Annotated in this window: 20 protein-coding genes and 1 pseudogene; 14 read left to right on the top strand and 7 right to left on the bottom strand. The window is 59.7% G+C overall.

Going from position 1 to position 24,165, the window contains the following annotated elements; genetic code table 11:
* Window positions 1-456 precede the first annotated feature (456 nt).
* Complete coding sequence (locus E1573_RS08315) at window positions 457-2,289, top strand: DUF1302 domain-containing protein (protein ID WP_133212486.1); 1,833 nt, start codon at window positions 457-459, stop codon at window positions 2,287-2,289.
* 21 nt (window positions 2,290-2,310) lie between these two features.
* Complete coding sequence (locus E1573_RS08310) at window positions 2,311-3,681, top strand: DUF1329 domain-containing protein (RefSeq protein WP_133212484.1); 1,371 nt, start codon at window positions 2,311-2,313, stop codon at window positions 3,679-3,681.
* Between the two features lie 253 nt (window positions 3,682-3,934).
* On the opposite strand, the gene E1573_RS08305 is transcribed toward E1573_RS08310, so the two are convergent.
* Window positions 3,935-4,354, bottom strand: a complete 420-nt coding sequence (locus E1573_RS08305) for a DUF1294 domain-containing protein (protein ID WP_133212482.1) — start codon at window positions 4,352-4,354, stop codon at window positions 3,935-3,937.
* Window positions 4,355-4,358: 4 nt separating this feature from the next.
* Window positions 4,359-5,189: an undecaprenyl-diphosphate phosphatase gene (locus E1573_RS08300; protein ID WP_133212480.1), complete on the bottom strand. Its 831-nt coding sequence runs from the start codon at window positions 5,187-5,189 to the stop codon at window positions 4,359-4,361.
* A 260-nt stretch (window positions 5,190-5,449) separates the two neighbouring features.
* Here E1573_RS08300 and E1573_RS27230 point away from each other — a divergent pair.
* The 3 genes and pseudogenes from E1573_RS27230 to E1573_RS08290 all read left to right on the top strand — a co-directional run.
* Window positions 5,450-6,265, top strand: a pseudogene (locus E1573_RS27230) (cache domain-containing protein); the annotation flags it as partial.
* 123 nt (window positions 6,266-6,388) lie between these two features.
* Window positions 6,389-7,123 carry a methyl-accepting chemotaxis protein gene (locus E1573_RS27225; RefSeq protein WP_371925150.1) on the top strand — a complete coding sequence of 245 codons (735 nt, stop codon included), beginning with the start codon at window positions 6,389-6,391 and terminating at the stop codon, window positions 7,121-7,123.
* A gap of 82 nt (window positions 7,124-7,205) precedes the next feature.
* On the top strand, window positions 7,206-8,540 hold the full coding sequence (locus tag E1573_RS08290) for a DUF2599 domain-containing protein (protein WP_133212476.1): 1,335 nt from the start codon (window positions 7,206-7,208) through the stop codon (window positions 8,538-8,540).
* A 51-nt stretch (window positions 8,541-8,591) separates the two neighbouring features.
* Here E1573_RS08290 and E1573_RS08285 read toward each other — a convergent pair whose 3' ends face one another.
* Complete coding sequence (locus E1573_RS08285) at window positions 8,592-9,827, bottom strand: DUF2599 domain-containing protein (protein ID WP_133213310.1); 1,236 nt, start codon at window positions 9,825-9,827, stop codon at window positions 8,592-8,594.
* A gap of 160 nt (window positions 9,828-9,987) precedes the next feature.
* Here E1573_RS08285 and pnuC point away from each other — a divergent pair, with 160 nt between their 5' ends.
* The 8 genes from pnuC (at window position 9,988) to E1573_RS08245 (ending at window position 16,627) form a co-directional block, all read left to right on the top strand.
* Window positions 9,988-10,554: a nicotinamide riboside transporter PnuC gene (gene pnuC, locus E1573_RS08280; RefSeq protein ID WP_133212474.1), complete on the top strand. Its 567-nt coding sequence runs from the start codon at window positions 9,988-9,990 to the stop codon at window positions 10,552-10,554.
* Entirely contained in the window at window positions 10,551-11,096 is a 546-nt protein-coding gene (locus E1573_RS08275; RefSeq protein WP_133212472.1) for an AAA family ATPase, read from the top strand. The genes pnuC and E1573_RS08275 overlap by 4 nt, the downstream gene beginning before the upstream one ends.
* Before the next feature lie 296 nt (window positions 11,097-11,392).
* Window positions 11,393-11,830: a hypothetical protein gene (locus E1573_RS08270; RefSeq protein ID WP_133212470.1), complete on the top strand. Its 438-nt coding sequence runs from the start codon at window positions 11,393-11,395 to the stop codon at window positions 11,828-11,830.
* 1 nt (window position 11,831) lies between these two features.
* Window positions 11,832-12,422: an adhesin gene (locus E1573_RS08265; protein WP_133212468.1), complete on the top strand. Its 591-nt coding sequence runs from the start codon at window positions 11,832-11,834 to the stop codon at window positions 12,420-12,422.
* Between the two features lie 51 nt (window positions 12,423-12,473).
* Complete coding sequence (locus tag E1573_RS08260; RefSeq protein ID WP_133212466.1) at window positions 12,474-13,775, top strand: heme utilization protein; 1,302 nt, start codon at window positions 12,474-12,476, stop codon at window positions 13,773-13,775.
* A gap of 65 nt (window positions 13,776-13,840) precedes the next feature.
* Entirely contained in the window at window positions 13,841-14,521 is a 681-nt protein-coding gene (locus E1573_RS08255; RefSeq protein WP_133212464.1) for a C39 family peptidase, read from the top strand.
* Window positions 14,522-14,553: 32 nt separating this feature from the next.
* Window positions 14,554-15,300: a hypothetical protein gene (locus E1573_RS08250; RefSeq protein WP_133212462.1), complete on the top strand. Its 747-nt coding sequence runs from the start codon at window positions 14,554-14,556 to the stop codon at window positions 15,298-15,300.
* 46 nt (window positions 15,301-15,346) lie between these two features.
* Window positions 15,347-16,627: a hypothetical protein gene (locus E1573_RS08245; RefSeq protein ID WP_133212460.1), complete on the top strand. Its 1,281-nt coding sequence runs from the start codon at window positions 15,347-15,349 to the stop codon at window positions 16,625-16,627.
* A gap of 66 nt (window positions 16,628-16,693) precedes the next feature.
* On the opposite strand, the gene E1573_RS08240 is transcribed toward E1573_RS08245, so the two are convergent.
* Window positions 16,694-18,019: a sigma-54 dependent transcriptional regulator gene (locus tag E1573_RS08240; RefSeq protein WP_133212458.1), complete on the bottom strand. Its 1,326-nt coding sequence runs from the start codon at window positions 18,017-18,019 to the stop codon at window positions 16,694-16,696.
* A 314-nt stretch (window positions 18,020-18,333) separates the two neighbouring features.
* Here E1573_RS08240 and E1573_RS08235 point away from each other — a divergent pair, with 314 nt between their 5' ends.
* Window positions 18,334-18,600, top strand: coding sequence for a hypothetical protein (locus E1573_RS08235; protein WP_133212456.1), 267 nt, complete (start codon window positions 18,334-18,336; stop codon window positions 18,598-18,600).
* Window positions 18,601-18,732: 132 nt separating this feature from the next.
* On the opposite strand, the gene E1573_RS08230 is transcribed toward E1573_RS08235, so the two are convergent.
* Genes E1573_RS08230 through cobN form a run of 3 tightly spaced genes read right to left on the bottom strand, consistent with a single transcriptional unit; the run spans window position 18,733 to window position 24,162 of the window.
* Window positions 18,733-19,335 carry a VWA domain-containing protein gene (locus E1573_RS08230; RefSeq protein ID WP_256659510.1) on the bottom strand — a complete coding sequence of 201 codons (603 nt, stop codon included), beginning with the start codon at window positions 19,333-19,335 and terminating at the stop codon, window positions 18,733-18,735.
* 59 nt (window positions 19,336-19,394) lie between these two features.
* Window positions 19,395-20,399 carry an ATP-binding protein gene (locus tag E1573_RS08225; RefSeq protein WP_133212454.1) on the bottom strand — a complete coding sequence of 335 codons (1,005 nt, stop codon included), beginning with the start codon at window positions 20,397-20,399 and terminating at the stop codon, window positions 19,395-19,397.
* Window position 20,400: 1 nt separating this feature from the next.
* Window positions 20,401-24,162, bottom strand: coding sequence for a cobaltochelatase subunit CobN (cobN, locus tag E1573_RS08220; RefSeq protein WP_133212452.1), 3,762 nt, complete (start codon window positions 24,160-24,162; stop codon window positions 20,401-20,403).
* Window positions 24,163-24,165 lie beyond the last annotated feature (3 nt).

Below are 24,165 nucleotides of genomic sequence, written 5' to 3'. Positions count from 1 at the left end.
ATATCAGTTGCCTTGCTAACAGCTGTGTTTACGGCCGCTGCGCAGCCGATCGCGGGGCAAGCCCGCTCCCACCAGAGGTACCCTGCTGCTAGCGAAGCACATTCAAGCCAGCTGCTTTTGAGCATCGCATTCAAGCGCACAATCAGTACCCGCATGCAGGCAATCAACGCCACCTTGGCGCATTTTCCTTGCGCTCGCAGCCCACGAGTGAGAGTGCTTTGGCTTGGCCCACGCTTGTGATTCGAGATTCTATGCCTTCCTGTGGGAGCGGGCTTGCCCCGCGAAGCGGTGTGACTGACAGATCGCTATCGCGGGGCAAGCCCACAGCAAGCCCGCCCCCACCGGCAGCGACTAATGCTTTCGGGTAATACGCAGAATCATCCAATCAGGCAATTCATCACCCCGGTTCGGCCACCTAGGATGGCAGCGCTACTTCATCCGAACCTGGAGAACCGCATGACAACAACAAAAAAGCGCGGAGTATTTCAGCCAAGTCTGCTGGCTGCTGCCGTGGCTATCGGTGCAAGCCAATCGGCTTCTGCTGTTGACTTCACCATCGGCGAGATCGAGGGGCAGTTCGACTCATCGCTGTCCATCGGTGCCAGTTGGGCCGTGCGCAGTGCCGACCCGTCTCTGATTTCCAACTTCAACTCCATGGGCAAGCGCGGCACCTCCTCCTCGCGGACTGTCGACGACGGTCGCCTGAACTTCAAGAAAGGCGAAACCTTCTCGAAGATTTTCAAAGGCGTGCATGACCTGGAGCTCAAGTACGGCGACAGCGGCGTGTTCGTCAGGGGCAAGTACTGGTACGACTTCGAACTCAAGGACGAGCACCGGCTGTTCTACGACATCGACGACAGCGGCCGTGACGACATGGCCAAGTCGTCGGGTGCTGAGTTCCTCGACGCCTTCATCTACCACAACTACACCGTGGCCGACCTGGCCGGCAACGTGCGCCTGGGTAAGCAAGTGGTCAGTTGGGGTGAAAGTACCTTCATTGGTAACTCCATCAACAGCATCAACCCCATCGACGTCGCCGCCTTGCGCCGCCCGGGTGCCGAGATCAAGGAAGGCTTGATTCCGGTGAACATGCTCTACGTGTCGCAAGGGCTGACCGACAACATTACCGCCGAGGCGTTCTACCAGTTGGAGTGGGACAACTCGGTCGTCGATAACTGCGGCACCTTCTTCGGTAACGACGGCGTGCCTCGCGGCTGTAACGACCGCCTGGTGGTTGCCGGCCTGGACTTGCCGCCGGGAGTGTCCGACAACGTTGGCCCACCGAACGCCAACACCAACGTCTACATCCCGCGCCTGGAGGACAACGAGCCCGGCGACAGTGGCCAGTACGGGATCGCCTTGCGCTGGTACGTGCCTGAGCTGAACGACACCGAGTTCGGTGCCTATGCGATGAACTACCACAGCCGTTCACCGTACCTCAGCACCGTGCGCACCACCGGGGCCGGCAATCCGCCCAGCGCATTGAACGTGCCACGCAACGGCCGTTACTTCATCGACTACCCGGAAGACATCCGCCTGTACGGTTTGAGCTTCCAGACCACCCTGAGCGGTGTGTCGCTGGGTGGCGAAGTCAGCTACCGCCCCAACATGCCGCTGCAACTCAACACTGCCGACCTGCTCAACGGCACCCTCAACAACCCGACCTCGCCACTGATCACCAGCGGCTTCATTGCACCGCCATCGGCCGCCGTGGCCGGCACCGATATCAATGGCTACAAGCGTATGCCGGTGCTTCAGGCGCAGATGACGGCCACGCAGTTCTTCGAACAGGTGATGGGTGCGAGCCGCCTGACCCTGATCGGCGAAGTGGGTTACAACCGTATCAACGGCCTGGGTGACAGCGACGGCAGCGACCTGCGTTTTGGCCGCAGCCCCGCCTACGGCTCCGGCATTCTGCCAGGCAACACCGGCCTTGCCGCCTGTCAGGGCACCGGCGTGGGCACGCCGGGCGCCAGCAACCCGGCGCAGCAATGCAACGACAAGGGCTTTTACACCACCAACTCCTGGGGTTACCGCCTGCGCGCCAAGCTCGACTACCCCAACGTGATCGCCGGGATCAACCTGTCGCCTAACCTGGCCTGGTCCCACGACGTCGACGGCTACGGGCCGAACTTCGAAGAAGGCAGCAAGGCCATCAGCATCGGCCTGGATGCCGACTACCTCAACACCTACACCACCAGCCTCAGTTACACCGACTACTTCGGTGGCGACTTCAACACCAACGTCGACCGCGACTACGTCGCGCTTAGCTTCGGTGTGAACTTCTGACAACAGAGCGGAGATAACAACATGAATACTCGCATCATGATGCGCACCGGCGCTTTGGCATTGTCGTTGTTGACCACCAGCGTGATCGCCGCCGTCTCACCCCAGGAGGCCCAGCAACTGGGCACCACCCTCACGCCTTTGGGCGCACAAAAGGAAGGCAATGCCGACGGCAGTATTCCGGCCTGGACCGGCGGCCTCAAACCGGGCGCTGCCGCCGTGGACGCCAAAGGTTTTCTCGGCAACCCGTTTGCCGACGAAAAACCGCTGTTCGTCATTACCGCTGCCAATGCCGAGCAATACAAAGACAAGCTGACCCCAGGCCAGCTGGCGTTGTTCAAGCGCTACCCGGACAGCTACAAAATCCCGGTGTACAAAACCCAACGCACCGCCGCCGTACCGGAAAACATCTACGTTCTGGCGAAGAAAAGCGCGCTGGCGACCGAGCTGACCGACGATGGCAACGGTTTGCGTAACTTTGCCGAGACCCGCTACTACCCCTTCCCCATCCCCAAAAATGGCGTAGAGGTCTACTGGAACCACAACAACCGCTACCGTGGCGGCAACATGTTCCGCCAGGCTGCGCAGGCGGCGCCGCAAGTCAATGGTTCCTACTCGATTGTCGAATACAGTGATGAGCTGAGCTATCCGCAGTACATGGACGGGATCGACAGCAAGCAGGCGGAAAACATCTTCTACTTCTATAAACAAAGCATCACCGCACCGTCGCGCCTGGCCGGCAACGTGGTGCTGATCCATGAAACCATCGACCAGGTCAAGGAACCGCGCCTGGCCTGGGTCTACAACGCTGGCCAGCGCCGGGTACGACGTGCACCGCAGATCGCCTACGACGGCCCGGGCTCGGGTGCCGATGGCCTGCGTACCGCTGACAACACCGACTTGATGAACGGCGCGCCAGATCGCTACGACTGGAAACTGGTCGGCAAGAAGGAACTGTACATCCCGTACAACAACTACAAACTGTGGTCGCCAAGCCTTAAATATGACGACATCATCAAGCCTGGGCACATCAACCAGGACCTGACCCGCTACGAGTTGCACCGGGTCTGGCATGTGCAGGCCACACTCAAGCCTGGCCAGCGCCATGTTTACGCCAAGCGTGACATGTACTTCGATGAAGACACCTGGCAACTGGCCGAAGTCGATCACTACGACGGCCGTGGCCAACTCTGGCGCGTCGCTGAAGGCTATGCCGTCAACGACTTCGAGCGCAGCGCGCCCGGTTATGCCATGCAGGGTATCTACGACCTGATCGCTGGCCGCTACAACGTGCTGGCCATGACCAATGAGTCCAAGCATGCGACGCTGTATGGAAAACAAGCACGCATGAACGACTACACCCCGGCCGCCCTGCGCAACGCAGGCGTTCGCTGAAACCGAGCGCGGCGGTCAATTGACCGCCGCGCTTTATTCGCTAAGCACTATACCCCCAGGGCAAATCGGTCGCCGCACCGCCGCCCCCACTGTTAGGCTCTGTGTGAAAAGTTTTGAGACGAAGGTCAGGCAAGGCGAAAACAGCCGAGGAACGGTCGGAGTCGCGCTCGACTTTACGGGTTGTAAATGAGCATTCCGAGGCTGTTTTCAACGCAGCATCACCGAGTATCAAGGCTTTTCATACAGAGCCTAGTCAAAACCAGTGCCCGCCAAACCATAGGTAATCGAGCCAGAACACCTGATGCAGGCCGACAATGACCCAGAAGCTCAGTTGGAACGACAGCTTGCGCGTTTTGTGCCGGAACATCTGCTGGGCCAGCAACGCCCCCGGCCAGCCGCCACACAGTTCGATGCCATGCAGGACCTTCTCCGGGGTACGCCAGCCTTGGCTGCGCGCCTGCTGCTTGTCACGCCAATACAGCGCAATACTCACCAGGCTGGCCAGCGGATAGGCCACAGCAGGCAGCCAGGACTGCCCGCTGAGCAGCATGTGCAGCGCCCCGCCCAGTGGCATCAAACACAGGCCAATGAACAGCAACAGCTTGCTGCGCAGATGCTGGACCGTGCCAGCAGCACCCGTGGTGCGGCGCGTGGAAGTCTGTGGACGGCTCATGGGCTTAACCGTGTGCCGTGGCCCAGTCGACAATGCCGAACTGCCAGGTCGCCAGGATGATCAGGCCAAACACAATGCGATACCAGGCGAACATGGCATAGCTATGGTTGGCGATAAAACGCAGCAAGCCACGTACTGCAATCATCGCGAAGATGAACGACACCACAAAGCCGATGGCGAACACCGGAAAATCGCCAGGCTGGAACAGCTCGCGGTACTTGTAGCCCGAATACACCGCCGCACCGACCATCGTCGGCATGGCCAGGAAGAACGAGAATTCGGTCGCGGCCTTGCGCGACAAGCCAAACAGCAAGCCGCCAATGATGGTCGAGCCTGAACGCGACGTCCCCGGCACCATGGCCAGGCACTGGGCGAAGCCGATTTTCAGGGCATCGGTCCAGCGCATGTCATCGACCTGTTCAACGGTGATGGCATGCTCGCGGCGTTCGGCCCACAGCATGATCAGGCCACCGACCACCAGGGCCACGGCCACGGTCACCGGGTTAAACAGGTACTCATGGATCAGGTCGGCAAACAACACCCCCAATACCACCGCCGGCATAAAAGCGATCAGCAGGTTAATGGTGAAACGTTGTGCCTGACGCTGCTTGGGCAGGCCCAGCACCACGTCGAAGATCTTTCGGCGAAATTCCCAGACCACCGCCAGAATCGCACCCAGCTGAATGATGATGTTGAAGGCCATCGCCCGCTCACCACCAAAGTTGATCAGATCCGCGACAACGATCTGGTGACCGGTGCTGGAAATCGGCAAGAACTCGGTCAAGCCTTCGACAATACCCAAAATGACGGCCTGCAGGCCGGTCCAAAGATCCATTATTCCCCCACGGAGCGATGCCAGCGCATGCTCCCGTTATAGTTTTCATCAGCCAGAGCAGATACGAATGTCCGGTCGTCAACCGCGACAGTTGGTCGTAATGCCAACAGAAAAGTTCAGTCACCCTTCAGGTTTGTCCCGACCGGGCCGAAATCCTAACAGACCTCTCGATTAAACGCTGCTGCTTGGCACTGCACACCTGGGGCGTGTGAAGCACTTAGGCCTTGGTCGAGTAGGTGGAGGGGAAAAACCATGTTGGGATGCGTAAGACAATAAAAAGAATGCGGGGTGACCGTTCCATGAAGACTCTACGCAATATGTCGATCAGCCGCCGCTTGTGGCTGATTCTGGTGGTGGCCGTGATGATGTTGTTGGCCTTGGGGGTGTTGATGCTCAGGCAGATCCACGGGGACCTGTACCTGGCCAAGGCTGAAAAGACCCGCCACGTGGTGGAAGCAGCCGCTGGCGTGCTCGCTTACTACCAGGGCCTGGAAGCCACCGGCAACCTCAGTCGCGAAGCGGCTCAACAGCAAGCCTTGAGCGTGATACGCGGCTTGCGCTACGACCAGGACGACTACTTCTGGATCAACGACCTGGGGCCGAAGATGATCATGCATCCGGCCAACCCCAAGCTCGACGGCCAAGACCTCTCGGCGATACGCGACCCAGACGGCTTTGCCCTGTTCAATGAAATGGTGGTGCTGGCCAAGGCGCAAGGCGCGGGCAGCATTGACTACCGCTGGCCCAAACCCGGTGCCAGCGAGCCGGTGGAAAAGACCTCCTACATCCAATTGTTCAAACCCTGGGGCTGGGTCATCGGCTCCGGCATTTATATCGATGACATGCAGCAGGAGTTTATGCGTCAAGTCCGTGACGCCTCACTGCTGGGGCTAGGCATCGCCCTGGTCATGACCTTGCTGGTGGTGCTGATCGCCCGCAGTATCGCCCGCCCCTTGCAGGAAGCGGTGGACGCCATGGCCATGATCGCCAGCGGCGAAAGCGACCTGACCCGTCGCCTTGACACCCATGGCCGCGATGAGGTGACGCAACTGGGCGAACACTTCAACCGCTTTACCGGAAAATTGCAGGGCGTGATCGGGCAATTGCAGGGTGCAGCTCACGCCTTGGGCCAGTCAGCTGTGGATGTCGGCAGTAACGCCAACCAGGCCCAGCAGCACAGCGAGCAACAATCGGCGCAAATGGAACAAGTGGCCACGGCTATCAATGAAGTGAGCTACGCAGTGCAGGATGTCGCAAAAAATGCCGAGCAGGCCTCCAGCGAAATGCGCGATGCACAGCAGCGCGCCGAACAGGGGCAACAGAGCATCCACGGCAGTCTGCAGCAGATCGATCAACTGTCGGCCACCATCGACGAAGCGGTCAGCGTGATCCAGACCCTGGCCAGCCAAAGCACGCGCATCGGCAGCGTACTGGAGGTGATCCGTTCGATTGCCGAACAAACCAACCTGCTGGCCCTGAACGCCGCCATCGAAGCTGCCCGTGCCGGTGAGCAAGGCCGCGGCTTTGCCGTGGTCGCCGATGAAGTGCGGCTGTTGGCCCAGCGCACCCAGCAATCGACTGCCGAAATCCAGAGCATGATCGAGCATTTGCAGGGGCAATCCGAGGCGGCGGTCAAAGCGATCGATGCCAGCAGCACCGCTTCGCGTCAAACCATCGAACAGGCCAACCAAGCCGGCGTCAGCCTCGACGCCATCAGCCAGGCCCTGCACAACCTCACCGCACTCAACGCCTCAATCGCCAGTGCCACCCTGCAACAGTCTCATGTGGTTGAAGAAATCAACCGCAGTGTCACCGAAACGGCAGACTTGTCGCAGCACACGGCGTTGGCCGCCCAGCACTCGAGCAAGGCAGGCAAAGCGCTCAATCAGCTGAGCACGCAATTGGAGCAATTGCTGCGGCAGTTCCGGGTGTAGGCCAGTACCTGATATTTCTGCCAGTAGCCCTGCACCAGTGTTGGTAACAAGGTAAAGCCTCCCCATCAACGGAGGCTTTACCATGCAAGGACGTACCCTACTTAGCGCAGTGTTACTGTGCGCATCATCAGCCCATGCAGCTCAACAGATCACCAGTGCCCTTGACCCGCAACAAACACTGGAGCGGATCAATCGCAACTACAACACCCTGATCACCGCGAACCATCCGTGCACCGAACCGGATACCGGAGCGGTGCGCGGCCACCATTACTGCAGTGGCGTGACCTTGCGGATGGTCGACGACGGCCCTTTCAATTTCTGGGACTACAGCGAGTTTGCAAAAAAACTGGGCGCCTCGTCATTCAGCTGGATACGCAGCGATTTAAGCATCAGTAAGCTGGTGCGCCCCGCAGGGTTCATCCTGCGAACGCCGGCAGACGCCCGGCGTCTGAACCTGCCGGTGATGGAAACCGGTTACCTGTGCATCTTCAGCTTTGATGGCTTCACCGGTACTGAACGCCAATGGTACGGCTGCGGCCTGTACAACCAACCCTTGCCGACAGGCGCCGCGCCCACGCCCAGCGCGACCCCGGCCAACCGTAACCGCGACCTCGCCTTCGGCAGTTGCGATATCAGCGACGTCGATACTGGCGCACAGTGGCGGGCGAAATACCGCAGCGGCATTCAAAAGGGCCAGTGCTCATGGAATGCCGAGCAACCCGCTGACTGGGACGCCATGATCGATGTACACCAGAACCCCGGCAAGCAGGGGGAATCCTGGATTGGCAAAGAATGGCTTAACGAGTTTCTGATTCGCACCGCTACCGATACCGGCGATGGCAGCGCGCGCAAGCAGCACATCGACGCGCTGGTCTATGACCCCAATACCACTTTCGTCGGCCGCACCCGTGGCGACACTAAAGCGCCGGTGCCTGCCAACGGTTTGGCCGTTGCACGCAGCCTGCAACGCAAACTGTTTGCGCAGGGTTATGCGGTGCCTGTGCTGCGAATGGATTTCCAGCAACCAGCACAACGCCGTTTCGCCTATTTGGCCGAGGATCAAGCGGTGAGCCTGGGAGTAACTGGTGAAATCGCGCAGACGTATATCCAGTCGGCGAACTGGACGCTACGGCAAGACCCTGGCAGTCGCCGTCAGGAGTGGACCTTGGTCGTAGTCCCGAGTGCCTGGGGCAAAGGCCGACAGGCCACTGACCAGCAGGCAATCTATGAGGAATTGTATGCGCTACGCGGTGCTGACTCACAATGGCGGATCACTGAATCCAGTAACGCAAGCATGCGCCAACAGTTGGGCTGCCTGATCAAAAACTACCCGGCCAAGACACAATGGAACATTGAGCCGTTCCGGCCGGTGGTCAGCGACAGTCAAGCGGCAAAGGCCGGTTGCAACCCTTACTGACGGCCTGACAGGCGCCCCATTGCTATCGTGGCATTGGGGCGCCCTGCGAGGTCAATAAGGATTGCACTTCATGTCAATCGACGTTTTGAAGTCGACATAAGGACGAGCAGGTTCCAGGTTCCATTCGGGTTTGTCTCTAACCGGTTTGCCATCGAATACCGCCGCGAGATGACATACCAGCTGCCGCCGTAGGGAGCCGCCATTGATGCTGTAATCGCGCCATTGCTTGTCGTCTTTGTGCTTGTTGTACAATTCGGCGAACATCCGGTCGGTTTCGTCGTCTTGGATCGCGCGGCCACACGCGGTGGGCACGACTTCAAGCGTCCAGGTACCTTTCCCCAGTTTCGGGTCGTCGCGCTGTACCCAGGTGCTGGAGGCTATGTACTTGTCACAGAACTGCTTGCCGGGCGTGGTGGAGGGTGGGCTGGAGCAGGAAAAGGTCGCCTTGCCATTCGGGGTTTTCGGGAAGTTGATCTTGACGATATTGCGGTGGTTACCCGTTTTATTTAGATAGTCTTGCTGGTTAAGCTGCGCGTCTTTCAAGCCACGAGAATCGCTGTAGAAGAAAGCCAGAATGGGCAGTTTGTCTTTTTCAGGGTTGCCCAGGCGCAACTCTGTCTGGGTTTGAAACTCTCGCGTGTTGATTGCCCTGCGAGCTTCGATGAAGTGACGGAACGCATCAACTCGCCCCTGATCGCCGACCGAGCGCCGCATGTTGAAGCCACACTGGCGCTGATCTTGTGCTCTGTCGTTATTGTATTGAGTGAATTTCGCCACCCATTTTTGTGCATTATCGATGGGCGGTTTCATACTTTGACAGACCGGCTCATTCGTCGAAGTGGTGTTTTTATTGTCACCGCAGCCATTGTCATCCCGGTAATCCGTCCAAGCGTCGTTTGGAAAGGCACAGTACACATGGACGGGGGCTTCCGGCTTTTTGACCAGATCGAACGGCGCGATGATGTAGCCGTTTTGCGTGTTCATGCCAGGGTCTTCGTAGCTGATGCCATCAGCACGCATCCAGGAGGCGGCGATGGTTCCCAATTTCTCTGCTGTCGGGCTCGGGTTCCAGACATCGTATTCGCCGTTCTTGGCACGGTGCGTACCCCGTATTAACAAGCCTGAGCAGTTCGATGCCGGGCCACTTTTACACTCATTGACCTGGTTATTGTATAAACGCTCAACTTTTTCCAGTGTTTGTTCACAGGTTTCAGCCGCTGCAACCGTTGTTTGCATTAGCAGGAACATAAAGGCTACTGACAATTGTTTATGAGGGCGCAGTTCCATAGCGGGCATCTCCAGGCTATTACGCGTCCTAATTTGCCAGTAACCCTGCTGGTCAGAAACTGACAAAAATAACAGTTGGATCAGCTTGTTATCCGTGCTGGCAGAAACCACTCCAACAGGTACAATCGCCGCCCGCCCCTGAATGCGCCAAGGAACGCCGATGTCCGGCCTCGAACTCATCGCCGCCCTGCTCGGCGTTACTGCCGTGTGGCTTACCGTCAAACAGAATGCCTGGTGCTGGCCAATCGGCCTGGTGATGGTGCTGATCTACGCCTGGCTGTTCTACACCGTGAAGCTGTACTCGGGCATGCTCCTGCAGTTCGCCTACGCCGTGTTGCAGCTGTACGGCTGGTGGCAGTGGAAGCGCCCGGACCGTGTCGAGGATGCGCGTCAGGTTTCACGCCTAAGTACACCAACGGTGCTCATCGGGCTGGCGGCAGGTTTAGGGCTGAGCATCACCCTCGGTGCCCCCATGGCTTACTGGACGGATGCCGCCCTGCCCTGGCTGGACGCCACGTTGACCGGCTTCAGCCTGATTGCGCAACTGTGGATGGCGCAGAAGCGCTTGCAATGCTGGCTGCTGTGGATGGTGGTCGATGTGGTTTACGTCGGCCAATACCTGCATCAGCAGTTGTACTTCACCGCTGCCTTCTTCGCCGTGCTGACGCTGATCGCTGTGCGGGGCTGGTTCGAGTGGCGCCGCGACCCGGCGTTGGCCAGCGTATGAAAGTCCTGGTGTTGACCGGCCCGGAGTCCAGCGGCAAGAGCTGGCTCGGCAGCCAGATCCAGGCGCACTTCGGTGGCGAGCTGGTGGGCGAATATGTGCGTCACTTTATCGATGAGCAAGGCCGGGATACCTGTTACGCCGATATTCCGGCCATTGCCCGCGGCCAACTGGCTTGGGAGGACGCCGCGCGAGCCCGCCAGCCCGCGCTGTTGATCCTTGATACTCACCTGTTGAGCAACCTGCTCTGGAGCCGTGTGCTGTTCGGCGATTGCCCGGCCTGGATCGAACAGGCACTGCTGCAACGCCACTATCACCTGCACCTGTTGCTCGACCCCAACGGGGTCGACTGGGTTGGCGATGGTCAGCGATGCCAGCCCGCACTGCAGCAGCGTCAGGCTTTTTTCACTGACAGCCTTGATTGGTTACAACGCCATCAGCAACCGGTTAAAGTCATCAGTGGTGACTGGGCAGAGCGCAGTGTGGCGGCCTTGAGTGCGGTACAGCATCTGATCGACGACCAACGCTCGCCCACCGATTGTTAATTCGCTGAAACACCTCACCCCGTTAAAGCCCCCTGATTTGGGCCTCCATCCCCAAAGTCGGGGGCGCTGTTAAGACCGTGATACACCCTGCGCAAATGCCTTTCGAGCAAGGCTAGCGGCACACGGCGCGCGAAATGGGCAAAAAACTGTCTCAACGCTGATACAACAAAACCACTCGACGCTGAACTTTATTCGCCAAGCCTTTGATCTATTGGCAATAACCAAAAGCGGCACAGCTTCTGCTCTTCTCCTCGCAACGCTGACAAGGCCAGCGAACCGAAGAAGGAAGCGCCACCGTGAGGAAATTTGATAAAGGCATTTATCGCCTCCTGCTGGTCGGATGTGCTTTAGGAACGAGCGCCATCTTGCCTGTTCAGGCCGAGAACGGGATCGTCGTGATCACCCGCGACGTGCAACCGCGCAACGCCATGCGCCCGCCGCTCATGCCAGACCCCAATCCGGTCACCGTCAATACCAACCCGTCCGCGCAAATCCTCAAACAGACCAACGAATTGAGCGATGGCGACTTCGCCGGTATCAGCAGCGGCTCCGGTATCAGTTCCATGGTCACCCAACAGACCAACAACCTCGGCGCCAACATCAGTAACCAGACCCAATTGCCCAACCTTGCCGGTGGACGCGGCAGCGGCGGCGACAACGGCATCTCCAACATGGTCAACTCCAGTGTGCAGAAAGGCCTGGCGCCGCTGCAGATCCTGACCGGAGGCAAGTGAGATGAGGCACACACTGCTGATTCTGGCGATGTTTTGCAGTGCACCGAGCTTCGCCCAGCCCCCCGTGACCAGTTCCGTTCCCGTCATCAATAACGCCAACATCGACAGTTCCGGTAGGCAGTACCAAGGCAATATGGCGGTCAATCAGGCCGCCGGCGACCTGCAGCAACAGGTCAACGCCCGCGCCATCGCCGTTGGGCATAACGCCAGCGCAACGACGCACATTCGCCAACGCCTGCACACCGTCGTCGATCCCAATATGGCAGCCAAGTCCGGCATCCAGGGCGACGCCTTCAGCAACGGCAGTGGTGCATTGGGCGTAAACCAGAGTGCAGGCGCCGCCAACCAGCAAGCCAATGCACTGCGCATCACCCTCAGTGCGCAACCACAAAGTATCGACGACAGCGTCCTCATGCAGCAGAACGTGGCGCTGCTCAACAGCTCCGATCCAACTGACTCTACTCCCGGCTATCGCCAGGTCACTACCAGTGACCGGGCCTTCACCGGTAGCCGTGGGGTGATCCAGTTGAATCAGAGCGCCGGGGTGGGAAACCGAACGGCCAACACCCTGAGCGTACGGGTCGCGGATTGACCCAAAAAACAGAAACAACACTTAACCTAAAATAAAGTACGGAGAATCACCATGAAACCCTCGATGGCACTCAAGCCTCTGGTTTTCGCAATTGCTGCGATCATGGCTGTTGCTGTACAAGCTGAAAACAACGACCGGCGTGGTAATGGCCATCACCATGGCAACCACACTCCTCCACCTAAAGCGTTCTATGTCGACGCCACTGCTAAGGCTCACGACAAGCAAAGCAGCACCAACAACAAAATCGTCAACAACGGCACAATAAACGAAGCCGAAATGAACGAATCTGCCACCGGCACCAGCGGTAACGTGGGTGTCAACGTGGCGGCAGGTGCTGGCAACCAACAAGACAACGCGGCGGCCATTGCCAACGCGGGCTCTGACTCCAGCGCGATCGACAACAGCTTCGTCTTCGGCACTTCCGAAGCCACCGCTAAAGTCACGCAATACAGTAACAACAACAAAGTCTACAACAACGGCAGCACCAACTCTGCGATCATGAACGGATCGGGCAGTGAAGGCAGCGGCAACATGGGCATCAACATTGCTGGTGGCGACCTGAACCAGCAGAAAAACACCATGGCCATTGCCAACACCAATGCACCACTGGGCAACGCCACCGCCACCGCCAGCGCCGACCAGGACGGCCCAGGCCTGACGGTGATCAACGATGCTGACCGGACCTATCGTGTAGATACTCTGACCGTGACCAAAACTGCCACCGGCAGTACCCGGTACCAGAAAGACACCGAAGCCAGCGGCAGCCAGAGCAAGTCCTCGCAATTTGAGATCAATGGCAACAGCAGCTGGACGGCAAACGGCAATAGCCACTTTGATGCCAACGGCAGCAAAAACCATGAATCCGGCGGCTCCAAAGGCGCCACTCTGTTTGCCACGCTGGAAGCTCATGTGGATGGTGACAAGAGCGCTGAGTGGGACTATGGTCGTCGCCACGAAGGCTCTAGCAGCAGTGAGTTCGAGGCCAACCTGAACGCAACGCTGAACGTCGAAGTCGAAAAAACCTGGAACAAAGAGTCGCACTCTTCGTGGGATAAAGAGTTCAACTCCAACTTCGAGAAATCCTTCGAAACCACGTTCCATAAAGACGGCAACAAATCGTCTGAGTCTGAGTACGAAAACGAGAAACACTTCCTCGAAACCAGCTCCTATGATTTGAGTAACTCCTACTCTTATCAAGTGCTGACCCCAACCGGCTGGGCCAACCCTGTGACCAACACCGCAACCCTCAATGGTTCGGTCAACGGCAACAGTGGCAACCTGGGCGTGAACGTGGCTGCTGGTGTAGGCAACCAGCAAAGCAACTCGCTGGCCATTTCCAACCAATCGTTCTGATTGTTGTTGCCTGGAGGCCCCCTTCGGGGGGCCTTTTCTCAACCAAACCAGTAGGCGTTCCGACTATGCGCATTATCGCCTTGGCGTTTCTCCTTTGCGTAGCCAGTGTGAGCGAGGCGGCCCAGATGCCGCTTTCCGTCTTGCCGGGGGGTGCGGTGATTTTCAAACCCATCCAGAGCGTACGCGAGCGCAAGTTTGTCGACCTGGTGCAACAGAAAACCGATTTCAGTTGCGGCGCCGCAGCGCTGGCAACCATCTTGCGCCAGGCCTATTGGCTGGACGTGGATGAAGCACAGATCATCGAAGGCATGCTCGCCCACTCCGACCAGGACCTGGTCCGTGTCCAGGGCTTCTCGATGCTCGACATGAAACGCTATGTAGAAAGCCTGGGCATGCGCGCCCGCGGTTACCGGGTACAACCCGACACCTTGAAGAGCATCCAGATTCCAGTGGTAGTGCTCATGGATATCCGTGGCTACAAGCATTTTGTTGTCTTGCAGAAAGTGCACAACGGCTGGGTGTACATCGGCGACCCGGTGCTGGGCCATAAACGCTACACCGTCGACGATTTCGTCAAAGGCTGGAACGGCATCATCTTCGCCGTGATCGGCAAGGGGTACGACAAGACCAACGCCTTGCTCGACCCACCGATGCCACTGACGGCCAAAGACCGCATCAACAACTTCACCCCGGTGCAGGACGCACAGCTGATGGATTTCGGTTTCATTCAAAGCGACTTCTTCTAATGACAAGGAGCACGACGCTCCGGGAGCATCCCATGAAGACTCCAACCTGGCTGGTCATCGCTTGCCTGACCGTCAGCCTGCCGACCCAGGCAGAAATATTCAAACCCATCGAATTGAAAGACCATGAAATGGCGAATTTGCGCGGGCGCTTCGTCATGCCGGGACGCATCATCAGTTTTGGCGTGGTAATGACCAGCACCTGGCAGAACGCCAACGGTGATGTGATCGGCGCGAGGTCGTCGATGCAGATCCAGCAATCGACCATCAAACCGCAATTCTATGTGTCGATGATCAACGAGAAAGGCAACGGCTCGTCGCGGCCACAAGGCCCCGGCACCGGTACCGTCACCGGCGGCAGTGGTCTCAACAGCACCGAAGGTGTCACGCAGATCGTGCGGGCGGCCGGTGATAACAACACCGCTTACAACAAGGTCGATATCAGCGTTACCAAGGCCAACCAGGCGCCGGCCACGCAACAGCAGGGTAAACCGTTAACCGCAGGCACAGCGATGACAGGCACCAATGGTGCAGGCGCGCTGAGTGTGTCTTCGACCGGCAATGGCGTGCAGCTCAACATCATCGCCAACAACAACCAGGGTGCAACCATGCAGCGCCTGGCTCAAGGTGGCTTGATGCAGAACACCACATTGCTCGGCGGTGGCAACCAGGTCAGAAACTTCACGTCGCTTAACGTCGTCCTGCGTGACAACGTAGCGAGCGCCGGAGCTGTGAGCGGAAACCTTGACCAGCTCAAAGGTCTTCGCACTCTCGGATTCTGATCTACGCTCAGTCTCATCAAATGCAGTTAGAAGGGACGGCTAACCCATGCACGGTTTGTTATCGCTCAGAGCTATTGTCTGTTTGACTAGCCTGGCCCCGGCGACAATGCTCTACGCAGCACCGGACCCCCAGGTCGAGGCACTAAAACAAGAACTGATGGAGTTGAAACAGCGTTACCAGGCACAACAGCAAGCGCTGATGGTGCTTGAGCAACGTGTACGCCAAGTCGAGGAATCACCCGCTGCACCGCCTCCCAAACGCCTGACCCGATCCCCTGCAGACCAGACCAGGGGGGCTCAGACCGTGGCTGCCGGTGCACCTGGCACTTCAGGCAGCTCCTATGGCCAGTCGCTCAAGGAAGATTCAGAGCCAGCGCAAAGCGTGTCCAACCTGTATGACGAGGCCAGTGGGTTCTTTGGCGGCGGCAAGTTCAGCGTCGAGACTGGCCTGACCTACACCCACTATGACACCCGCGCCCTGGTCCTCAACGGTTTCCTGGCGCTGGACTCGATTTTCCTCGGCAACATCAACCTTGACCGGATCAAGGCTGACAACTGGACCCTGGACCTGACTGCCCGCTATAACCTCGACCAGCGTTGGCAGTTCGACATCAACGTTCCAGTGGTGTACCGCGAGTCGACCTACTCGTCTGGCGGCGCTGGCGGTGCCGGCCCGGTGACCTCTGACGCCACCGTCACCCGCGACCCGACCATCGGCGACGTCAACGTCGGCGTGGCGTACAAATTCCTCGATGAATCGGAAAACTGGCCAGATGCGGTGTTCACACTGCGGGTCAAAGCGCCTACCGGCGATGATCCGTATGGCATCAAACTGGTCAACGACCCCACCAACGACAACCTCTCGGTGCCTGAAGACCTCCCGACCGGCAACGGCGTCTGGGCCATCACACCGGGTGTTTCGCTGGTCAAGACTTATGACCCTGCCGTGTTGTTCGGCAGCCTGTCGTACACCTACAACATGGAAGATTCGTTCAGCGACATCAGCCCGACCATCAACACCAAGGTGCCGGGTGACGTGAAACTCGGTGACTCCTGGCAGATCGGCGTAGGTATCGCCTTCGCCCTGAATGAGAAGATGAGTATGTCGTTCTCGTTCTCCGACCAGTTTGCCAGCAAGAGCAAGATCAAGCCGGACGGTGGCGACTGGCAAGATGTGCCCAGCAGCGACTACAACGCGGCCAACTTCAACATTGGCATGACCCTGGCGGCCACCGACAACCTGACCATCGTGCCGAACCTGGCGATTGGCCTGACCGACGACGCGCCCGACTTCTCCTTTAGCCTGAAATTCCCGTACTACTTCTGACCGTACGATCGCGGGGCAAGCCCGCTCCCACAGTGGATTACTGTGGGAGCGGGCTTGCCCCGCGAACTAACGAATCTGATGCTTATGTAACAGCCGATAGAACGTAGGCCGGGAGATCCCCAACACCTTGGCGGCAATACTCAGGTTGTCACTGTGCCGGGTGAGGACATCACACAACGCCTGACGCTCCGCGAGGTGTTTGTAGTCTTCAAGGGTGCCCATGCTCGCCGCAAAGGCATGCTGGGGCAGCAAGCCCAGATCCTGCGCCTCGATCTGGCGCCCTTCAGCCAACACCAGGCCGCGCCTCACCCGGTTGGCCAGTTCACGCACATTACCGGGCCAGTCGTGCTTGCCCATCGCTACCAGCGCATCTTCACTGAAACTGCGCGGACGCCGCCCGGTTTCCAGGCTGTAGAAGTGCGCAAAATGGTTAGCCAGCATCGACAGATCGCCATGCCGGTCACGCAACGGCGCAGTCACCACTTGCAAAACGTTGAGCCGGTAATACAAGTCTTCACGAAAACGCCCGTCGCCAATAGCCTTTTCCAGGTCGACATGGGTCGCCGCCAGCACCCGCACATCAACGTCGATCGGCTGGCTGCCACCGACCCGCTCGATGTGCTTCTCCTGAAGAAAACGCAGCAGGTTGGCTTGCAACTCCAGGGGCAGGTCGCCAATTTCGTCAAGAAACAGTGTTCCGCCATTGGCCGCTTCGATACGGCCGATCTTGCGCTGATGAGCCCCGGTGAACGCGCCCTTTTCATGGCCGAACAACTCGGACTGAATCAAGTGTTCAGGAATCGCCCCGCAGTTGATCGCCACAAAAGGCTTGTCGTGGCGCTGTGACTGGCGATGCAGGGTGCGCGCGACCAGCTCTTTACCGGTGCCGCTTTCGCCGCGGATCAGCACCGGCGATTCAGTGGGTGCCAGTTTGCTGAGCAATTTGCGCAACTCGCGAATGGGCCGGCTGTCGCCCAGTAGCTCGTGCTCGAGTTCTTCGACGTGAACATTGCCTTTACCCCGCAGGCGCGCCATGCCAAAGGCCCGGCCAATGGTGACCTGCACCCGTGAGACGTCGAACGGCAAGGTGTGGAAGTCAAAAAACCATTCACAGACAAAATCACCGACATTCTGCATGCGCAATTCATCGGCACTGAGTACCGCAATCCACTCGGTTTTGCTGCGGGTGATCAGGTCTTTGACGGCATCCGGTCGCTTGAGGTGCGACGCCTGCAGGCGTAGCAAGCCGACATCACAGGGATGCTCAAGGGCCGAGGACAATGTACAGCTGTGGACATCCCAGCCGACATTGCGCAAGCCCGGCAATAAACGGTGGCAATCATCGCAAGGGTCGACGATCAGCAGACGGCGATTGGAAGCAGGCTCTAGCATGACCTTTCCTTGGCGCCAATTGTCGGAATATTAAATAGAAACAGCACGTTGGCAGGCCCGTTTGTAACAGTAGCAACGATGTGTCAGCCGCCCACTACCGTTTGTCCGTAAAGCGTCAAAAGGCAGGCGACCCCGGGAATCTTTCTGAACTTTCAACGTCTGCCGCTGCACACTCAGATCATGTTTTTTGCAAATAATTAAAAAAATTCAAAATCGGTTGTGACTCCACCCACTACTGCGTGCATCAGTACAAGTAACTCACCGCCAACGCGGTTGTTAATTATCTTGTTTGGGCCCACAGAGAGACCGAACCCATGAACGCCCCGCTCCGTGTCAACGAAGCACTGCTGATTGCCGACCACGCCTTCGAACCCTTCCAGTGTGTTGCTTGGGATTCGCCTAACGGTACAGGTGAACTGAGCCTGGCAGTGATCGACCGGACCAGCACCCGCATTGGCAGCAAACAGGTTCCGAGCAGCACCTACTCGGACCCGACGCAACTGGCCAGCCTGATTGAAGAAATGCGTGCTGAATTGAAAAAACAAGGTTGCCATCTGCAACCCTGGTCGATGCCGGAATAATCAGCACCGATATCCGCGTTATATTGGCTGCGCATCTACGCGATGCGCGGTCAATATGTTAGTTGTTACAAAAGTTACACTGCGACAGTTCGTCGCAAGTGCGCCTGCATACGGTTCGGTATGTGCCTTTATTTATTCCAGAATTTTGAAACTTTCCAGCGACCGATAGTCGGCGTGTAACTGCTGCGCCAATATTTTCGCGCGCCCAAGGCGTACCGGCGAGCGCTCCATGTCCACCACTACGCTGTGGCACGGCAACGGTTGCAACGGCGCCCAGGCCTTGAGCCGACCGTCGGTCAACACCAAACAGCGCTGCTGTTCGTGAGGGTGCTGGCGTTGACGGGCCAGCAGCCAGCACCGCGCTTCTTCGATCGCAGCCAATAACGGCGTGCCGCCACCGGCACCGAGGCCATCGAGCCAAGGCTGCAGCGCGGCCGAGGCTTTCAAACCGTGGCGCTGCCAGCGTGGGGTGGCACCACTGGCGGTCAGCAGGGCCAGACGTGCGCGCTGGCGGTAGGCCTGATCGAAGAGCCCGGCAAGCAGGCCCTTGGCATGGCTCAACGCCTGGTAACGTCGGGTCGAGGCCGACGCATCGACAATCACCAACCACAGCTCATGGGCGCTGGCCGTACGCTGCTGCCAGCACAGGTCACGGCGCTGTCGCGGACGCCCTTTGAGCAAGGTTGCTGGCCACGCCACCTGCCCCTGTGCCGCGTCGCGCGTGCGCCCGCGCAGTCCTTGTTTGATGACCCCGGGTCTGGGCCTGGCATCCGCCGCGTGGTGTCGACAGATGCTCAGGGCTTTTTTGCCCAGTTCGGCACCTCTCGCCGGGCCCCGGTCACCACGGCTTGCGGGGGCATTTCGCCCCAGGCGCACTGCCCTTGCCGAGGATTTTCGGCCTCAGCACCTTGAGGTTCGGAGGCCGGGCTTTGTGGCGCGGGGGTCGGTGCTTGCCGACGCCGATGGCGCAGGGCGAACTCGGCCACTGCGTCTATATCCTGTGTCTCGATCTGCCCGCCGCCGCGCCAGGCTGCGTGGGCACGGGCAGCGCGTAGCCAGACCAAATCAGCACGCACGCCATCGACACCGGCAGCGAAACAACGCTCGGTGATTTGCGCCAGCGCCTGATCGTCCAGGGCAATGCTCGACAATTGCTCGCGGGCAGCCTGGCAACGCTCACGCAATTGCGCCTGGGCCGTGGCCCACTGCGCGCAGAACGCCTCGGGGTCACTGTCGAAGTCCAGGCGGCGGCGAATGATCTGGCCACGGGCAGCCGGCTCCGGCTGACCGTCCAGCGCCACGTTCAGGCCGAAGCGATCTAACAACTGCGGGCGCAGCTCACCTTCTTCCGGGTTCATCGTGCCAATCAGCACAAACCGCGCACTGTGGCGGTGTGAGATGCCGTCCCGCTCAATCCGGTTAGTACCGCTGGCGGCAACGTCGAGCAGCACGTCGACCAGATGGTCGGCCAGCAGGTTGACTTCATCGACATACAGCACACCGCCGTCGGCTTTGGCCAGGACGCCGGGAGAAAACTGCGCTTTGCCCTGCCCCAACGCCGCATCCAGATCCAGGGTGCCGACCAGGCGCTCTTCACTGGCCCCCAGCGGCAACGTGACGAACGGCCCTTCATCGAGCAGATCGGCCAGGCCGCGCGCCAAGGTGCTTTTTGCCATGCCACGCGGGCCTTCGATCAACACCCCGCCGATCTTCGGGTCAATGGCAGTCAGGCACAGGGCAAGCTTCAGTTGCTCAGCGCCAACCACGGCAGACAGGGGGAAATGTGCAGGTTCGGTCATCTCAGGTCTCTTCTTCGCTGTCCAGCAGTTGCTCCTCGAGGGCTTCACGATAGTCCCCCGGTGCTTCCCACAGGCCGCGTTGCTGGGCTTCGAGCAGGCGTTCGGTAATGTCGCGCAGGGCTTGCGGGTTGTGCTGTTGCATGAATGCGCGGGTTTCACTGTCGAGCACGTAGGCCTCGGCCAGCGCCTGGTAATGGTGATCGTCGATCAACTCAGTGGTGGCATCGAAGGCGAACAGGTTATCGACCGTCGCGGCCAGCTCAAAGGCACCTTTGTAGCCATGGCGTTTGACGCCGTCGATCCACTTCGGGTTAAGCGCACGGGCGCGGATGACCCGGTTCAGTTCCTCTTTGAGGGTACGAATGCGCGGGCGATCTGGCTGGCTGTGGTCGCCGTGGTAACTGGCGACGCGCTGGCCGCCAAGGCTTTCGACGGCGGCCAGCATGCCGCCCTGGAACTGGTAGTAGTCGTTGGAGTCGAGCAGGTCGTGCTCGTGATTGTCCTGGTTCTGTACCACCGCCTGGACATGGCGCAGACGCCGGGCAAAGTCAGCCCGTGCCGGTGTGCCGTCATCTGCTGCGCCGTAGGCGTAGCCGCCATGGTTGAGGTAGACCTCTGCGAGGTCTTTGCGTTGGTTCCACAGTTGCCCGTCGATGGCGTTCTGTACGCCTGCGCCATACGCCCCAGGTTTGGCACCGAAAATCCGCCAACCGGCTTGTCGCGCCGCTTGCTCGGCGCTCACGCCCTGGCCCTCCAGCTCGGCACGTTCGCGGCGTACCCTGGCTGCGAGCGGGTTGAGCTCTTGCGCTTCGTCGAGCGCAGCCACCGCCTGTACGGCCGCATCGAACAGTTTGATCAGGTTGCCGAACGCATCGCGGAAGAACCCTGACACACGCAGCGTCACGTCCACCCGTGGCCGGTCGAGCACGCTCAAAGGCAGGATTTCAAAGTCGTCGACGCGCTGGCTGCCACTCGCCCACACCGGGCGCACACCCAGCAGGGCCATGGCCTGGGCAATGTCATCGCCACCGGTACGCATGGTGGCCGTACCCCACACCGACAAGCCGAGCTGGCGTAAGTGATCGCCATGCTCTTGCAAGTGGCGTTCAAGAATCAGGTTGGCCGAGGCAAAGCCGATGCGCCATGCGGTGGTGGTGGGCAGGTTGCGCACGTCCACGGTATAGAAGTTACGCCCGGTGGGCAGTACGTCCAAGCGTCCCCGGCTGGGCGCACCACTGGGGCCTGCGGGCACAAAGCGCCCTTGCAAGGCGGCCAACAAGCCCTGCAGTTCTGCAGGGCCGCAGGCGTCGAGTTGCGGTGCAATGGTGTGCTGCAAAGCCGCCAGTACGGCATGTACATCGACCCAGGCCGGGTCGTCCGGTAAGGCGACAGTGCCCGCCAATGCCTGCTCGATGCACCGGCTCGCCAACCCTTCCAGACGTTCGCGGGTATCACCAGTGGTGCGCCAGAGCGCCTCATCCTGGGCCTGCAACAATGCCGGGCGCGGGCCGCTCCAGGGTTGGCCGAGGTCACAGTCCAGCGGATCAAAGCCCAGGCCCATCGCCTTGGCCAAGGCCCGCAACAGGCTGGCATTGGCGCCACGGCCATCACCGCGCTCGACCCGTAACAACGCCAACAAGGTATCAACACGCAGGCGCCCGCCAGGCGATTCGCCAAATACGTGCAGGCCATCACGGATCTGCGACTCTTTGAGGTCACACAGGTAAGTGTCCAGGCGCGGCAACCACACCGCCGCGTCATCCAGCTCACCTTCCAGCTGTAGCTCGCGGTCGATGTGGTTGTCGCGCACCAGGTCGAGAATGTCCCGTTGCAGCTCGCGGGCGCGGCGTGGATCGAGCAACTGCGCCTCGTAGTATTCGTCGGCCAGGGCTTCGAGGTGGCGCAACGGGCCGTAGGTTTCGGCGCGGGTCAACGGTGGCATCAGGTGATCGATAATCACCGCTTGGGTTCGGCGCTTGGCTTGCGCGCCCTCACCCGGGTCATTGACGATGAACGGGTAGATGTTCGGTAATGGACCGATCAACGCATCCGGCCAACAACCCGCCGACAGGCCGACGCCCTTGCCCGGAAGCCACTCCAGGTTACCGTGCTTGCCGACATGAATCAGGGCGTCGGCGGCAAAGCCATGGCGCAGCCAGAAATAGAACGCCAGGTAACCATGGGGCGGCACCAGATCAGGGTCGTGGTACACCGCGCTTTGGTCCAGTTGGTAGCCCCGCGCCGGCTGGATGCCAACGAAGGTCAGGCCAAAACGCAGGCCGGCCACCATCATGCGCCCGTTGCGGAACATCGGGTCTTGCTCGGGTTCGCCCCAGCGTTCGCGGACGGCGTCCTGGTTAGCCTGCGGCAACGCGGCGAATGCCGCGCGGTAGTCCGCCATGGCCATGCTTTGCAGGCAAGGCCGCTGATCCAGACTGTCCAGGTCGTTACTGACACCGCCGAGCAAGGCCTGAATCAACGCCGTGCCGCTGTCGGGCAAGGTACTCAGCGGATAACCCTGCGCTTGCAGGGCACGAAGAATGTTCAAGGCGGCTGCCGGGGTGTCCAGGCCAACGCCGTTGCCAATCCGGCCATCGCGGGTCGGGTAGTTGGCAAGGATCAAGGCCACACGCTTATCCTGGTTGGGCAGTTGCGCCAGTACGCACCAACGCCGCGCCAGTTCGGCGACAAAGTCCATGCGTTCAGCGTGCGGGCGGTAGCAGACCACATCCGACTGGCTGCGCTCACTGCGCCAGGCCAGGTCTTTGAAGCTGATGGGGCGGCTAATGATGCGCCCGTCCAGCTCCGGCAGCACGATATGCATGGCCAGGTCGCGGGCGCCAAGGCCCTGCTCGCTCGCCTCCCATCCCGGCTGGTTATCCTGGGCGCAAATCGCCTGCAACACCGGAATATCGCGACGAAACGGCCGCAAGTGTGGCTGTTCCGGACTGGACTGCGCAAAACCGGTGGTGTTGATGATCAGCGCCGCCTCGACTTCGTCCAGCCAGTCCTCGACCTGGCTCAGGCAGCCTGCCTCCTTGAGGCTCGCCACCGCAATCGGCAACGGGTTGAGCCCGCTAGCCTGCAGGCGTTCGCAGAAGGTGTCGATAAACGCCGTGTTCGCCGCCTGCAAGTGCGAGCGGTAGAACAGGATCGGCACCACCGGTTGATCCACCTGCCATTCGCTGAACCAGTCAGCCAGCTCGGCGCTGGCGTGGCGCGGGTGATACACCGTGGTGCGTGGCAGTTGTTGCGGCTGGCTCCAGGGGTAATCGCGCTGCAAATACTCATTGGCCAGGCAGTTGAACAGGTTCAGGGCATTGGCTTTGCCGCCCTGGCGCAAAAAGTGCCAGAGCCGCTCGGCCTGCGCTGCCGGCACCGTGCTGAGGCTGCTGAGTTCCGGGTCCGGGCGATCGTCACCTGGCACCAGAATCAGCTGTACACCGCGCGCAGCCAGCGCCAGCAACTGCTCGACACCATAGCGCCAATAGCCGACGCCGCCGTGCAGCGACACCAGAATGACCTTGGCATGGCGCAGCACCTCATCGACATACAGGTCGACCGATGCATGGTTTTGCACCTGCATCGGGTTGGCCAGACGCAGGCTGGGGTAGTCTTCTGGCAACTGTTGGGCGGTTTCGGCCAACAGCGCCAGGTGCGAGTCACCGCTGCAGAGAATGACCAGCTCGGCGGGGGTCTGGCCGAGGTCGGCAATACTGTCGTCCGGTACAAAGCCACCGGGCTGGGTCCGCAGCAAGTGCATGGG

Source organism: Pseudomonas sp. H9 (assembly GCF_004353925.1).
Classification (GTDB): domain Bacteria; phylum Pseudomonadota; class Gammaproteobacteria; order Pseudomonadales; family Pseudomonadaceae; genus Aquipseudomonas.
Note: the sequence above shows the minus strand (reverse complement) of the source record. Positions and strands in the feature narration are given on the sequence as shown.